Annotated in this window: 11 protein-coding genes and 1 pseudogene; 5 read left to right on the top strand and 7 right to left on the bottom strand. The window is 71.1% G+C overall.

The genetic code is table 11. The annotated features are described in order from the left end of the window. Window positions 1-115: 115 nt before the first annotated feature. The 3 genes from thrS to nhaA all read left to right on the top strand — a co-directional run bounded on the left by thrS (window position 116) and on the right by nhaA (window position 4,383). The gene (gene thrS / locus ACFWV8_RS21875) at window positions 116-1,471 is read left to right on the top strand and encodes a threonine--tRNA ligase (protein ID WP_384204718.1); all 1,356 of its coding nucleotides are present in this window, start codon (window positions 116-118) and stop codon (window positions 1,469-1,471) included. Window positions 1,472-1,650: 179 nt separating this feature from the next. Beyond that, window positions 1,651-2,382: a 2OG-Fe(II) oxygenase gene (locus tag ACFWV8_RS21870; RefSeq protein ID WP_384204609.1), complete on the top strand. Its 732-nt coding sequence runs from the start codon at window positions 1,651-1,653 to the stop codon at window positions 2,380-2,382. Window positions 2,383-2,487: 105 nt separating this feature from the next. Beyond that, window positions 2,488-4,383, top strand: coding sequence for a Na+/H+ antiporter NhaA (nhaA, locus tag ACFWV8_RS21865; RefSeq protein ID WP_384204603.1), 1,896 nt, complete (start codon window positions 2,488-2,490; stop codon window positions 4,381-4,383). 62 nt (window positions 4,384-4,445) lie between these two features. Here the strand turns inward: nhaA and ACFWV8_RS21860 are convergent, their stop codons facing one another. The 3 genes from ACFWV8_RS21860 to ACFWV8_RS21850 all read right to left on the bottom strand — a co-directional run bounded on the left by ACFWV8_RS21860 (window position 4,446) and on the right by ACFWV8_RS21850 (window position 6,811). After that, entirely contained in the window at window positions 4,446-5,456 is a 1,011-nt protein-coding gene (locus ACFWV8_RS21860; RefSeq protein WP_384204598.1) for a D-cysteine desulfhydrase family protein, read from the bottom strand. Between the two features lie 4 nt (window positions 5,457-5,460). Further along, window positions 5,461-5,955 (bottom strand): DNA-binding protein, encoded by a 495-nt coding sequence (locus ACFWV8_RS21855; protein ID WP_384204592.1) that lies wholly within the window; start codon window positions 5,953-5,955, stop codon window positions 5,461-5,463. Between the two features lie 82 nt (window positions 5,956-6,037). Continuing rightward, window positions 6,038-6,811: a polysaccharide deacetylase family protein gene (locus ACFWV8_RS21850; protein ID WP_384204586.1), complete on the bottom strand. Its 774-nt coding sequence runs from the start codon at window positions 6,809-6,811 to the stop codon at window positions 6,038-6,040. A gap of 379 nt (window positions 6,812-7,190) precedes the next feature. Here ACFWV8_RS21850 and ACFWV8_RS21845 point away from each other — a divergent pair, with 379 nt between their 5' ends. Both ACFWV8_RS21845 and ACFWV8_RS21840 read left to right on the top strand, forming a co-directional pair. Further along, window positions 7,191-7,505, top strand: a complete 315-nt coding sequence (locus tag ACFWV8_RS21845; protein ID WP_384204581.1) for a YkvA family protein — start codon at window positions 7,191-7,193, stop codon at window positions 7,503-7,505. 54 nt (window positions 7,506-7,559) lie between these two features. Next, window positions 7,560-8,324: a YqjF family protein gene (locus ACFWV8_RS21840; RefSeq protein WP_384204574.1), complete on the top strand. Its 765-nt coding sequence runs from the start codon at window positions 7,560-7,562 to the stop codon at window positions 8,322-8,324. 116 nt (window positions 8,325-8,440) lie between these two features. Here the strand turns inward: ACFWV8_RS21840 and ACFWV8_RS21835 are convergent, their stop codons facing one another. The 4 genes and pseudogenes from ACFWV8_RS21835 to ACFWV8_RS21820 all read right to left on the bottom strand — a co-directional run bounded on the left by ACFWV8_RS21835 (window position 8,441) and on the right by ACFWV8_RS21820 (window position 12,047). Next, on the bottom strand, window positions 8,441-9,193 hold the full coding sequence (locus ACFWV8_RS21835) for a carbonic anhydrase (RefSeq protein WP_384204570.1): 753 nt from the start codon (window positions 9,191-9,193) through the stop codon (window positions 8,441-8,443). 153 nt (window positions 9,194-9,346) lie between these two features. Beyond that, window positions 9,347-9,988, bottom strand: coding sequence for an alpha-ketoglutarate-dependent dioxygenase AlkB (locus tag ACFWV8_RS21830; protein ID WP_384204565.1), 642 nt, complete (start codon window positions 9,986-9,988; stop codon window positions 9,347-9,349). Between the two features lie 72 nt (window positions 9,989-10,060). After that, window positions 10,061-11,037 (bottom strand): annotated as a pseudogene (locus ACFWV8_RS21825) (ADP-ribosylglycohydrolase family protein). Between the two features lie 35 nt (window positions 11,038-11,072). Further along, entirely contained in the window at window positions 11,073-12,047 is a 975-nt protein-coding gene (locus ACFWV8_RS21820) for an esterase/lipase family protein (protein ID WP_384204561.1), read from the bottom strand. Between the last annotated feature and the right edge of the window lie 7 nt (window positions 12,048-12,054).

Here is a 12,054-nt window from a genome sequence, read left to right as displayed (position 1 = left end):
GTGGTAACACGTGGTGGAGAAATGACGTTGCCGCGGGCGGGGTTTCGCCTCTACCGTCGGTCCCATGAAGCGTGCCGCCATGACGACGACGCCGGAGAGTGTCCCGGCGCGCTGACTGCTGATCCAGTTCGAAGCCCCGGGGCGAGTACCCGGGGCTTCGTCGCGTGGTCACTCGCTCCGCACCAGCGAGGAGACCACGATGCACGACCACCGCAGACTCGGCCGCGAATTGGGCCTGTTCGACACCGACCCGCTGATCGGCGCCGGGCTGCCGTACTGGCTGCCCGACGGCGCGACCGTACGGCATGTCCTGGAGGAGTACATCCGCGGCGTGGAGCGGCGCGCCGGCTACCGGCATGTGTACTCGCCGGTGCTCGGCAAACGGGAGTTGTACGAGCTCTCCGGGCACTGGGCGCACTACAAGGACGACATGTTCCCGCCGATGGATCTGGGCGGTGAAGAGTTCGTGCTGCGGCCGAGCCTCTGTCCGCACCATGCGCTGATCTACCGGTCCCGCGCCCACAGCTACCGCGAACTGCCGCTCCGGATGGCCGAGTTGGGCGGCATGTACCGCTCCGAGCTGTCCGGGGTGCTGGGCGGTCTCACCCGCGTACGGTCGATCCAGCTCAACGACGCGCACGTCTTCTGCACCCCGGACCAGGTGGCCGGAGAAGCGGGCGCCGCGCTGGAGCTGATCCGGCGGGCGTACGACGCGCTCGGCATCCGCCCGGCGCGCTTCCGGCTCTCGCTGCCGGGCCCCGGCGGGAAGTACGTGGCCGATCCGGCGCTGTGGGAGCGGTCCGCGGCGCTGCTGACCGGGGTCCTCGACGGCTCGGGTGTCGCGTACGAGGCGGTGGAGGGCGAGGCCGCGTTCTACGGTCCGAAGATCGACGTCCAGATCGCCGACGAGGCCGGGCGCGAGTCGACCCTGTCGACCGTCCAGGTCGACTTCCACCAGCCGGAGCGGTTCGACCTGAGTTATGTCGGCGCTGACGGTGCCAGGCACCGGCCCGTGATGATCCACCGCAGCGTCATCGGCAGCGTGGAGCGCGCCGTCGCACACCTCGTGGAGCGGCACGGCGGGGCGTTCCCCGGCTGGCTCGCGCCGACCCAGGTCGTGGTGCTGCCCATCTCCGACAGCGAACTTCCGCAGGCCGCCGAGCTCGTGGAGCGTTGTGCGGAGCGGGGGCTGCGGGCGGAGGTTTCGGGGCCCGAGCACGGCACCCTGGGCGCGCGTGTCAGGGCGGCCAGGCTGGTGCCGTACCAGGCGGTGATCGGGGCGCGGGAGGCCGCCGGGGACTCGGTGGCTCTGCGGCTGCGGGACGGGCGGCGCGTGGACGCCCTGCCGGCCGCGGAGCTGCTGGACCGTGTCGGTGCGCTGGTCGGGGCGTTCAGTACCCGCCTCTGGGACGAGGAGAAGGAGGGGGACGAGGAAGTCGGGGCAGGACCACGGTCCCGGCCCAGGGGCTAAGCACCTGATTGCCCTCGTCGACGGGCCGACCGCTCAGGGGCGGGTCGCGGTGGCCGGGGAACGAGCGGTGAAGGCCGCCGACGCCGCGCCCAGCGTGATGTCCGGACCCGCCAGCGGGCGCGGTCTCCCGGCGGCACTCTCGGCAGTGGAACGGGAGTGACCCGAGAGGCGGAGAGACGATGAAGACCATCAACCGGGCGGGCCGGACGGGCGATCGTGTCGCCGCGCAGGACTGGGACGCGATCGCCGGGGATCTCGACGCGTACGGCAGCGCCCTCACCGGACAGCCGCTCCTCTCCCCCGCCGAGTGCCGCGCGATCTCCGCGCTGTACGAGGACGGGGAGCGGTTCCGTACGACCGTCGACATGGCCCGGCATCGATTCGGGTCCGGGCAGTACCGCTACTTCACCCACGACCTCCCCGACCTGGTAAGGGAGTTGCGTGCCGCGTTCTACCCCCGGCTGCTGCCGGTCGCGCGCGACTGGGCCGGGAAGCTGGGCCACCCCGCGCCCTGGCCCGACTCGCTGGACGAGTGGCTGACGAGGTGTCACGAGGCGGGGCAGGCCAAGTCGGCCCAGATCCTGCTCCGTTACGGCTCCGGCGACTGGAACGCCCTGCACCGGGACGTCTTCGGCGACATGGTCTTCCCGCTCCAGGTCGTCGTCGGCCTGGACGTCCCGGGAACGGACTTCAGCGGAGGCGAGTTCATCATGACCGAGCAGCGTCCGCGCGCCCAGTCGCGGGGCTCGTCGGCCACGATCCCGCAGGGCCACGGGCTGGTCTTCACCACCCGCGACCGGCCCGTACGCTCCGCGCGGGGCTGGTCGAACGCGCCCATGCGGCACGGCGTGAGCACGGTGCGCTCCGGCCACCGGCACACCCTCGGGCTCGTCTTCCACGACGCCGCCTGATCCGGGCGCCGCCCGAGCCGTCCGACGCGGCGTCAGGACGCCGCGCCTGGACGGCACGCCGCAGCGTTGCCGGTCCCGGCCCGCCCGCGAGTGGAGAATCCAGAAATGACGGATTCCTCACCAGACGCCGGATTCAGCGGGCAGACGCAGAGCGACGGCCAGAGCCCCACACCGTGGCGGGCGTTCCTGCGCACCGAGACAGGCAGCGCGGCCGTTCTGCTGACCGCGGTGCTGGCCGCGCTGGCCTGGGCGAACGCCGACCTCTCGATGTACGACCGCTTCTGGCGGACGCATGTGGGGCTGTCGTTCGGATCGCGGAGTCTCTCCCTCGAACTGCGCGACTGGGTCAACAGCGGCCTGATGGCGGTGTTCTTCTTCGTCGTCGGTCTTGAGGCCCGGCGCGAGCGGGACCTGGGCGAGTTGCGGGACGCGCGGCGTATCGCGCTGCCGGTGTTCGTCGGGGTCAGCGGGATTCTCGTGCCCGTCGCGATCTATCTGCTCATCAACGCCGGGGACGGCGAGACCCACGGCTGGGGCGCCGCGATGTCCACGGACACCGCCTTCGCGCTGGGCATGCTGGCGCTGCTCGGCAAGCGCCTGCCCACGGGGCTGCGTACGTTCATCCTGGCCGTGACCGTCGTCGACGACTTCGTGGCCCTCGCCGTCATCACCTTCGGATACAGCGAGAGTGTCGCGCCCGTGGCGCTGCTGGTGGCCCTCTCCATCCTCGGCGTGATCGTGCTGCTTCGTCACGAGGGCGTACGCCGGGGCGGCTGGTACGCGGTGCTGGCGACCGCCGCGTGGGTCGCCACGTGGGAATCCGGCGTCGACCCCGTCGTCGTCGGGCTGGTGATGGGGCTGCTCACCTTCGCCTACCCCGCCGCCCGAGGCGATCTGGAGCGCGCCACCGGTCTCTTCCGCCGGTTCAGGGAGCAGCCGACACCGGAGCTCGAACGCACCGCCCGGATCGGGCTCGCGACGGCGATCTCGCCCAACGACCGGCTGCTGCGGATGTACCACCCGTGGTCCAGCTATGTGATCGTGCCGGTGTTCGCGCTGGCCAACGCCGGGATCAGGATCAGCGGTGACGAGCTGTCGCAGGCATTCACCTCCCCCGTCACACTGGGCATCGTGTGCGCCTTCGTCGCGGGCAAGCCGATCGCGGTCCTCAGCGCCGCGTGGCTGGCCGATCACTTCAGCCGCGGCCGGCTGCGCCCGCCCGTCGGGTGGGGCGCGGTGGCCGCCGGCGGGACGATCGCGGGCGCCGGGTTCACGGTGTCCCTGCTGATCGCCACCCTCGCCTTCGACGGCGAACAGCTGGAGAACGCGAAAATCGGCACGCTCACCGCGCTGCTCGGCTCGTTCGTGCTGACCTGGGCCGTGAGCGCGGTGATCGGGCTGCTTCCGAAGCGGCGCCGAATCCGGGCCCTCCTCGGCACCGCCGAGTCGATCATCGACCTCGCGGTCCCCGTCGATCCCGAACTCGACAAGATCCGCGGCCCGTTGGAGGCGCCGGTCACGGTCGTGGAGTACGGCGACTTCGACTGCCCGTACTGCGGGAGGGCCGAGCCGGTCATCCGGGAGCTGCTGGCCGACTTCGGAGACGTGCGCTACGTGTGGCGGCACCTGCCGCTGACCGACGTACACCCGGGCGCGATGCTCGGCGCGGAGGCGTCGGAGGCCGCCCATGACCAGGGCGCCTTCTGGGAGATGCACGATCTCCTGCTCGCGCGCGAGGGCACGCTCCGGTTCGCGGAGGCACTGCGCATCGCGGACGACCTCGGTCTGGACACGGAGCGCTTCGAGCGGCATCTGCGGCGCCACAAGGGGGCGGGTCGGATCGACGACGATGTGGACTCCGCCGACCTGAGCGGGGTGTCGGGGACGCCGACGTTCTTCATCAACGGGCGGCGGCACCACGGGGCTTACGACATCGGCCACCTCTCGGCGGCGGTGCGGACCGCCCGGCAGCAGGCGGCGATCGCCGAGCCGGACTCGTGACGCGGGAGCACCGTCGCCCCCAGCCCGTGCCGTTGCCGTTGCCGTTGCCGTTGCCGTTGCCGTCAGGTGCTCAACGGGTCGCCGTCGACGGCGAGTTCCTCCGCCGCCCGTTCGAGGGCTTCCCGGTGGCCGAAGAGGCCGGGCAGTCCGCCCGAGTGCAGGAAGACCGTGCGCCGGCCGGGTTGGATCTCGCCCGACTCGACAGCGGCGGTCAGCCCGGCCATCGCACGGCCGGTGTAGATGGGGTCGAGAACCATGCCCTCGGTGCGGGCGGCCAGGGTGAGGGCGGTCATGGACGCCTCGGTCAGCACGGGGTAACCGGCTCCCACCTGGTCGTGACGGATCCGCAGGGACTCGGGCGGACAGTGCGTACCGGAGAGACCGGAGGCCAGGTCCGACACGACGCGGGCAGGCTCGGGGAGGGCTCCGCAGTGGACGCCCAGCACCCGCTCGGGCCCGAGCGACTCGACCAGTCCGGCCATGGTGCCCCCGGAGCCGAGCGCGACCACGACGCACGCCAAGTCGGGTGCCTGGGTGAGGAGTTCCTGTCCGCACTCGACATAGCCTCGGGCGCCGAGCACGCTGGAGCCGCCGAAGGGGATCAGCGCGGGGACGGCGCCGCGGTCCCGCAGGGTCCCGGCCACATGCCGGGCGGTGGAGGCGAGTTCCTCCTTGCCGCCGTCACCGGCCCACACCACCCGCGCGCCGAACAGACCGTCGAGGGTGAGATTGCCGGACTCGGACGCTCCCGGTTCGCCGGACAGGACGAGGACGACATCGAGTCCGAGCCGGGCGCCCGCCGCCGCGGTGAGGCGTGCGTGGTTGCTCTGCGGGGCGCCGGTCGTCACCAGGACGTCAGCGCCGTCGGCGAGCGCCGTCCCGCAGGTCCATTCCAGTTTGCGCACCTTGTTGCCACCGCCGCCGAGGCCGATGAGGTCGTCGCGTTTGACCCACAGGTCGTCGGCGCCGAGACCGAGTGCGCGGGCCAGCCGTGGCATCGGTTCGAGCGGGGTCGGATAACTGCCGAGCGTGGCGCGGGGCTGCTGCCCGTCACCCATGGACTTGGTCACCATGGCTCTACTCTGCCCGCTCGCTCCGCGACTCGCCGGTGCCGTCGGTGGCGTGTTCCGTTGTCCGGTCCACCGCCGTACGCCCGACCAGCCGTTCGTAGCGCTGGCGGGCGGCCTGCGGCGTGCCGAGACCGAGGCCGAAGGCGACCTCCTGCCAGGTCATCCCCCGGCCTCGCGCCATCTGGAGCAGCCCCGCTTCCAGTTCGTCCATGTCCCCCCGCGCGCGCGGCACCAGGCTCAGAGCCGCGGTGATGTCCGCGTGGTCGACCTCCGGCTCGTCCGCTTCCCGCTTCGCCGCCCCGCTGAGCAGGAACGACACAAGCCTGACGGCTTCGTGCGGCGCGATGACGGACGGATGCGCCTGCCTGCGGCGCTGAGCGTCGTTCGCCGCGTGCCGCTCGGCGATACGGAACAGGGACGCGTGCACACGGTGCGCACGGGCCTGATCCGGGTCGGGAGGGCTGAAGGGGTCGGAGACGTGCTGGTCAGGAGTCGATGGCATACGGCAAGCATGCGTCGACACACATATCGATGTCAACTATCCGTGTTGAACACTCTGTTCATATTCGGCGCTCCGCCGGGACTCAGGGGCGGTAGACCTCGCCTGGCTCCGGGACCGCCGGAGCGAAGAGCTGAGGAACGGTCACAAAGGTGAAGCCCCGCTCCTTCAACCGCTTGATGATCCCGGGCACGGCCGGGACCGTCCCGTCGTAGATGTCATGGAGCAGGATGATCCCGTCGGCGGACGCGTCGTCGACGATGCGGCGCTCGATGAGGGCGGAGTCGGTCGTGGAGTAGTCCTTGGCCGTCGCGCTCCAGAGAATCTGCGAGAGACCGAGTTCGCGGGAGACGTCCGTGACGTCGCCGTTGGTACGGCCCTGGGGCGGGCGCATCAGCGTGGGCCGGTGACCGGCGATCTTCTCGATGGCGTCCTGCGTGCGGCCGAGTTCGTCGCGTATCGCGGCCCGGTCGAGATCGGTGAGTACGCGGTGACTCCAGGTGTGGTTGGCGACCTCGTGCCCCTCCGCCGCGATGCGGCGCACGGTGTCGGGATGGGCCAGCACATGGTTCTTGCCCAGCAGGAAGAAGGTGGCCGGCACCTTCTCCTTCTTGAGGATGTCGAGCAGCCGGGGCGTGCCCTTGCCGGGGCCGGCGTCGAAGGTGAGGGCCACGCACATGACTTCGGCGCAGTCGACGGAGCCGTACCGCCCCTTGCCGTCACCTCCCGAGTCTCCTCTGACCGTGGCGGGCGAGACGGTCTGTGTGCCGCAGCCGGTGAGGGTCAGCGCGAGGGTCAGGGCGACGGCGAGCGCGACGGCCGTACGGCGCACGGGTGCGAACGGGCCGATTTCAGGCATGGCGGAGCCAGGTGTGGTGGTTCTGGGCATGACGGAGCTCTCTCTGTGTTCTCGCCGCGCCCCGAGAAGGGCCCTCAGGGGGCGAGTGCTTACATCCGGATTCCGTCACCGCGAGTGGGAGCGGAATCAGCCGAATGGATCCGGGCAGGACGGAACACGCCAGGCCAGGGCGGGTCCCATGACATGCGGATCACTATACACGCGATGTATACATGGAGTTTATAGACGTCCAGAAGGCGCCCCTCTGTGCGCACCAATACGGTGAACCCGCTCAATTCGCATGTAGCGGTGCTCAGTTACGGGAACAGGGTCCGGGACAGGCAAGGAACTGATCCGACGGACAGGCCCCTGGCCCTCGTCCGAGGAGGCCACCGAAACGATGGACGTCAATCTCACGCTCGTCCTGGCGGTCGCCGCCGTCGCGTGCCTCGCGATGCTGATCGCGACGGTCGTTCTGTTCGTCAAGGTCTTCCGGACCCGTGCGCTGCTGCGCGAGGCCGGGATACCGCTGAGCAACCGCGCCGCGTACTGGGGCGCTCTCATCTATGTGGTGAGCCCGGTCGATCTGCTGCCCGACCCCGTCTACCTCGACGACATCGGCGTCCTGCTGTTCGCCCTGCGCTCCCTGCACGCGGCGTCGGCCAAGGCTGTGGGCGGTCCGCGACGAAGGGAGCGGCAGCGCACCGACGCGTGAGCCCTCGGGGGTACCGGCCGCCAAACGGCGAATCGGCTCTGCGATCCTGTCGGCATGGCGTTCACCCCGTCGGCTCCCGCGCCGATATCGGCGGATCCGCCCACCGCGTCGACCGGCCTCCTGCTCACGCAGTCCTGGCTCGATCTGGCCTTTCTGCACTGGGCGGCCGACCCTGCGGACGTGGCGCCGCTCCTGCCGCCGGGCACGGTCCCTGACACCTTGCACGGCAAGACCTACATCGGACTGGTCGCGTTCCGGATGCACCGGGTGGGCTGGTTCCGGTTGCCCGGCATTCCGTATCTGGGGACCTTTCCCGAGACCAACGTCCGCCTCTACTCGGTGGACGCGCACGGGCGCCGCGGCGTGGTCTTCCGCTCGCTCGACGCGTCGCGGCTGATACCGGTCGCGGTCGCGCGAGCGGCGTTCCGGCTGCCGTATCTCTGGTCACGCATGAGCGTCGAACGGAGCGGCGACACCTTCACGTACACGAGCAGACGGCGCTGGCCCGGCCCCCGGGGCGCGGGCAGCCGTATCGAACTGCGGGTCGGTGGGCGCCTGGAGGAGCCGAGCGAGCTCGAACACTTCCTGACCGCGCGCTGGGGCATGCACAGCACGTTCTTCGGCCGGCAGATGTATCTGCCGAACGCGCACCCGCGCTGGGCGTTGCACCACGCGGATCTCGTGGAGTGCACGGAGGATCTGGTGACGGCGGCGGGACTGCCCGCGCCCGCCGGGGACCCGGTGAGCGTGCTGTACTCGCCGGGCGTCCCGGTGAGTTTCGGACGGCCGGCGCGTCCGGGCGGCATCCCGACTCCCTGACGCGAAGAGCGTCGCCGGAACAACACCCGCGCCCAGAGCTTGGGGATCGCGGACGAGGAGTCCCGTCCGCGATCCGTCGTGCACCGTGAAGTGGCCCTCGCCGGGCCCCTGTTCGGTCAGCTGAGCCGGTGGACCAGCTGGGTGTTCAGTTCGTAGCGCGCGGCGGCGATCTCCAGCTCGCCCGTAGCCACCCTGGCGGCGAGATCGGGTTCACCCACCAGCCGTGAACGGACCAGTTCTGCCTGCGCGCTGACGGTGGCGTCCACCCGCGCGTCGCCCTCCTGCGAGTGGTCGATCGCGGGCTTGATCTGATCGGCTATGTACTGGATGTGGGCGGGCAGGGGCTCCCCGGTCTCCTCCGCGTGCACGGCCGCGGACACGGCGCCGCACGACTGGTGGCCGAGGACGAGGACCAGCGGGATGCCGAGTTCCAGGACGCCGTACGCGACGCTGCCGAGCACGGCCTCGTCCAGGACCTCACCGGCCGAGCGGACGGTCATGAGGTCGCCGAGCCCCTGGTCGAAGACCAGCTCCGGCGGGACACGGGAGTCGATGCAGCCGAGTATCAGGGCGAAGGGGGCCTGGCCTGAGACCAGTTCCTGCCGCACGGCCCTCGACTCGTTCGGGTGCTGCTGCTTGAAGGTGCGCCACCGGCGGTTGCCGGCCGAGAGTTCGGCCAGCGCGGCGGCGGGTGTGGAGGGCCTCTTGGTACGCGAGATGGGGGTCCGGGTGACGGCGCCCGCCGGCCCGGCCCCGCCGATGAGTGCGCTTCCGGCGGCGGTCGAGAGCGCCGCGGTGGCAACGGAAGCGCGGAGCAGCGCGCGGCGGCTGGTCGTCACCGGCGTCTGTGCGTGTGGGGTGGTTTTCACGTACGGAAGCTAACGTCCGTAATATTAACGGACTTTCATGCATGCCAACTCTTGGTGTGCCCTTGAACGTCCCTTGGCTATGCGTGATCCGAGTGTGACAACTGACGGCCCTTTCGCGACGGTCAGTTGCCGAAGAGGCCGCTGAACGCCCGGTCAGCTCACCCCGCGCGGGCGGAACTGGATGCTGATGCGCGCCCCGACGGCACGCGCGGTCTTGGGGATCGCGTGCTCCCAGGTGCGCTGGCAGGAGCCGCCCATCACGATGAGGTCGCCGTGCCCGAGCGGCTTTCGGATGACGGAGCCGTGGCGCCGCCGGGGCCGTAGCGTCAGATCGCGTGGGGCGCCGACGGAGAGGATCGCGACCATGGTGTCCTCGCGGGAGCCGCGGCCTGTGCGGTCGCCGTGCCAGGCGACTCCGTCGTGGCCGTCCCGGTAGTAGCAGAGGCCGGCACTCACGAAGGGCTCGCCGAGTTCGCCGGCGTAGTACGCGCTCAGCGCCTCGCGCGCCTCCGTGAGAACGGGATGCGGCAGCTCCTCCCGCCTGCCGTCCCGTTCCCCGTAGAAGGCGAGCAGCCTCGGCACGGCCACCACCCGCTCGTACATCTGCCGGCGCTCGGCGCGCCAGGGCACGCCGGCGGCCAGTTCCCCGTGCAGGGCGTCGGCCCCGGTGAGCCAGCCGGGGAGCAGGTCGATCCACGCGCCGTCGCCGAGCACGGTCCGCCGGACGTCCCTGAGCGGACCCAAGCGGATCTCGTCGGTCTGGTCGAAGAGCGACCCCTGTGCGTGTGCTGCCATGCGTCCAGCATAACCACACACTCGAACGTACGAGCGATTAGAACGTTCCGGTGCCGCGCCGCCGTGCTGTGCTCAGCCCAGGTCCTCCCGCCGCTCCAGCCACTCGTGCGGAACGGCGTCCACTCCCGTACGCGCGCCCACGATGCCGCCGGTGATGGCGCATGTGGTGTCGACGTCGCCGAAGGCCTCGGCCGTCGACCACAGCGCGGCCTCCAGGTCGTCGTGGTGGCGGACCGCCGACCAGACGGCGAACGGGACGGTGTCGTCGGCCCGGATGCGCTGTCCGTTGCCGAGGATGTCCGACGCCTTCCAGGGCTCGGTGCCGAAGGGCACATCCACCGCCCGCGCCAGACCGTCCCGTACGGTGCCCTCCGGCGTGGCCTCCGCGACCGCCGCGAGCGACAGCTCACCGCGCGCCGAGAGCGCGGCGGCGACCGCGACGGCCACCGCGCCCGCTATGCCCTGCGGATGGGCATGGGTCACCTCGGCGGACAGAGTGGCCTGTTCCACGACGCGTTCGAGATCGTCCGCGAACCAGGCGCCGAGCGGCGCGACCCGCATCGCCGCCCCGTTGCCGAGGCTCCCGCCCTCGAAGAGGGTGGGAGCCAGGGTCCGCCAACTCGCGGGTTCCACGAGGAGTTGGGGCAGCAGGATGTGCATGCCGTGCCCGTAGCCGCGCCCCGGGTCGGCGTCGAAGCCGAGCGCGAAGCAGTGGGCGAGACGGTCCTGGTCGATGAGGCCGTACTCGTCGAGGACGCGCTGGACGGCGAGCGCCATCGCCGTGTCGTCGGTCCAGTGCCAGTCGGGCTCCCGCGGCATGGTGCGGGCCTTGATCTCCGCGTACGCCTGGGCCGGTCCCGGAAGAGCGGGAACCAGCGCTCGCCGAAGGCGTCGCCGAGGGCGAGCCCTTCGAGACTCCGGCGGGCGGCTTCGCGGCCGGTGACGGGAGAGGGCGAGGAGGGCGTTTCAGGAGTGGCGCGGGGCCGGTCCGGAGGTCGCGTCTGTTGCGTCATGCGCCCCATGGTGTCGCGCGGCCTCCGGCCGTACATCTCCCTTTCCGACCACGCGTGGCCGGTGACCCCGCTCAGCTGAAGCAGTTCGCCGGGCGGGCGTTCGCGGGGTCGAGGGCTCCCAGCACCATCCGGTACATGACGTCGCTGTAGGCGATCCCCAGATGCGCGCTCATGTCGACCGCGCAGGCGTCCTGGAGGTCGAGGTTCTCCACCGGGGCGTCGGGGCCCGCCGCGAGGTACTGCTGGCGGTAGGGGGTGACCACTTCGTCGGTGCGCGTGACAACGGTCGTGTAGCGCACGCCGGGCATGGTGTCGCCTCCGGCGTCGAGCCGTGCGTTGACGTCCGAGCCGAGCGTCTGGTCCTTCGCCGCCTGTCCGGCCATCTGCGCCGTGGTGTCGAGCACCCGCAGCGACCTGGCGAGGGTCGCCATGCCGGAGGCCGTCGTCCCGTGGTTGCTCGGCGCGATACCCACCAGCCGGTGGGTCTTCGCCGCACCGCCATCGAACTTGAGGTACCAGCGCGGCAGCAGTCCGCCGCCCTGGGAGTGTCCGACCAGGTCGGCCTTCTCCGCCCCGGTGGCGTCCAGGACCTTGTCGACGAAGGTGGCCACCTCCTTGGCGGACTTGGGGACATGGCCTCTCGCCTTGAACACATCGCCTTGGGGCGCGCCGTAGTTGAGGGCGTAGACGCAGTAGCCGGCCTTCTTCAGTACGGGCGAGAGTCCCGACCAGTTGGCGTAGGCGTTCGCCCAGGTGCCGTGGATCAGTACGACGGGACGCGGGTGGGCGGCGCTCGGCCGGCAGGTCCAGTCGTTGGCGCCGGACGGCGACATCTCGGGGGCCGCCTGCGACCGGGTGAACGCCGCGGAGAACTCCGCCAGGCCGGTGTTGGGGGCGACCGCCGAGGCGCGGGCGGAGCCGGAGGGGAAGGAACCGGACGCGATGGAGGGGGACGGAATGGCGGGGGACGAGGACGAGGGCGCCGCGGCCGCGACGGCGATCAGTGTGGATCCGACCAGTGCGGCGGCGGCATGTCCGAGCTTCAACAGGGCT

It is taken from the genome of Streptomyces sp. NPDC058665 (assembly GCF_042714995.1).
Classification (GTDB): domain Bacteria; phylum Actinomycetota; class Actinomycetes; order Streptomycetales; family Streptomycetaceae; genus Streptomyces.
The sequence above is the reverse complement of the archived record's forward strand: the minus strand, read 5'-3'. Positions and strand labels throughout refer to the sequence as shown.

Coding starts and splice junctions, on each gene's coding strand:
- ACFWV8_RS21870 (WP_384204609.1), top strand. CDS start 1,651: ATGAAGACCATCAACCGGGCGGGCCGGACGGGCGATCGTGTCGCCGCG.
- nhaA (WP_384204603.1), top strand. CDS start 2,488: ATGACGGATTCCTCACCAGACGCCGGATTCAGCGGGCAGACGCAGAGC.
- ACFWV8_RS21860 (WP_384204598.1), bottom strand. CDS start 5,456: ATGGTGACCAAGTCCATGGGTGACGGGCAGCAGCCCCGCGCCACGCTC.
- ACFWV8_RS21855 (WP_384204592.1), bottom strand. CDS start 5,955: ATGCCATCGACTCCTGACCAGCACGTCTCCGACCCCTTCAGCCCTCCC.
- ACFWV8_RS21850 (WP_384204586.1), bottom strand. CDS start 6,811: ATGCCTGAAATCGGCCCGTTCGCACCCGTGCGCCGTACGGCCGTCGCG.
- ACFWV8_RS21845 (WP_384204581.1), top strand. CDS start 7,191: ATGGACGTCAATCTCACGCTCGTCCTGGCGGTCGCCGCCGTCGCGTGC.
- ACFWV8_RS21840 (WP_384204574.1), top strand. CDS start 7,560: ATGGCGTTCACCCCGTCGGCTCCCGCGCCGATATCGGCGGATCCGCCC.
- ACFWV8_RS21830 (WP_384204565.1), bottom strand. CDS start 9,988: ATGGCAGCACACGCACAGGGGTCGCTCTTCGACCAGACCGACGAGATC.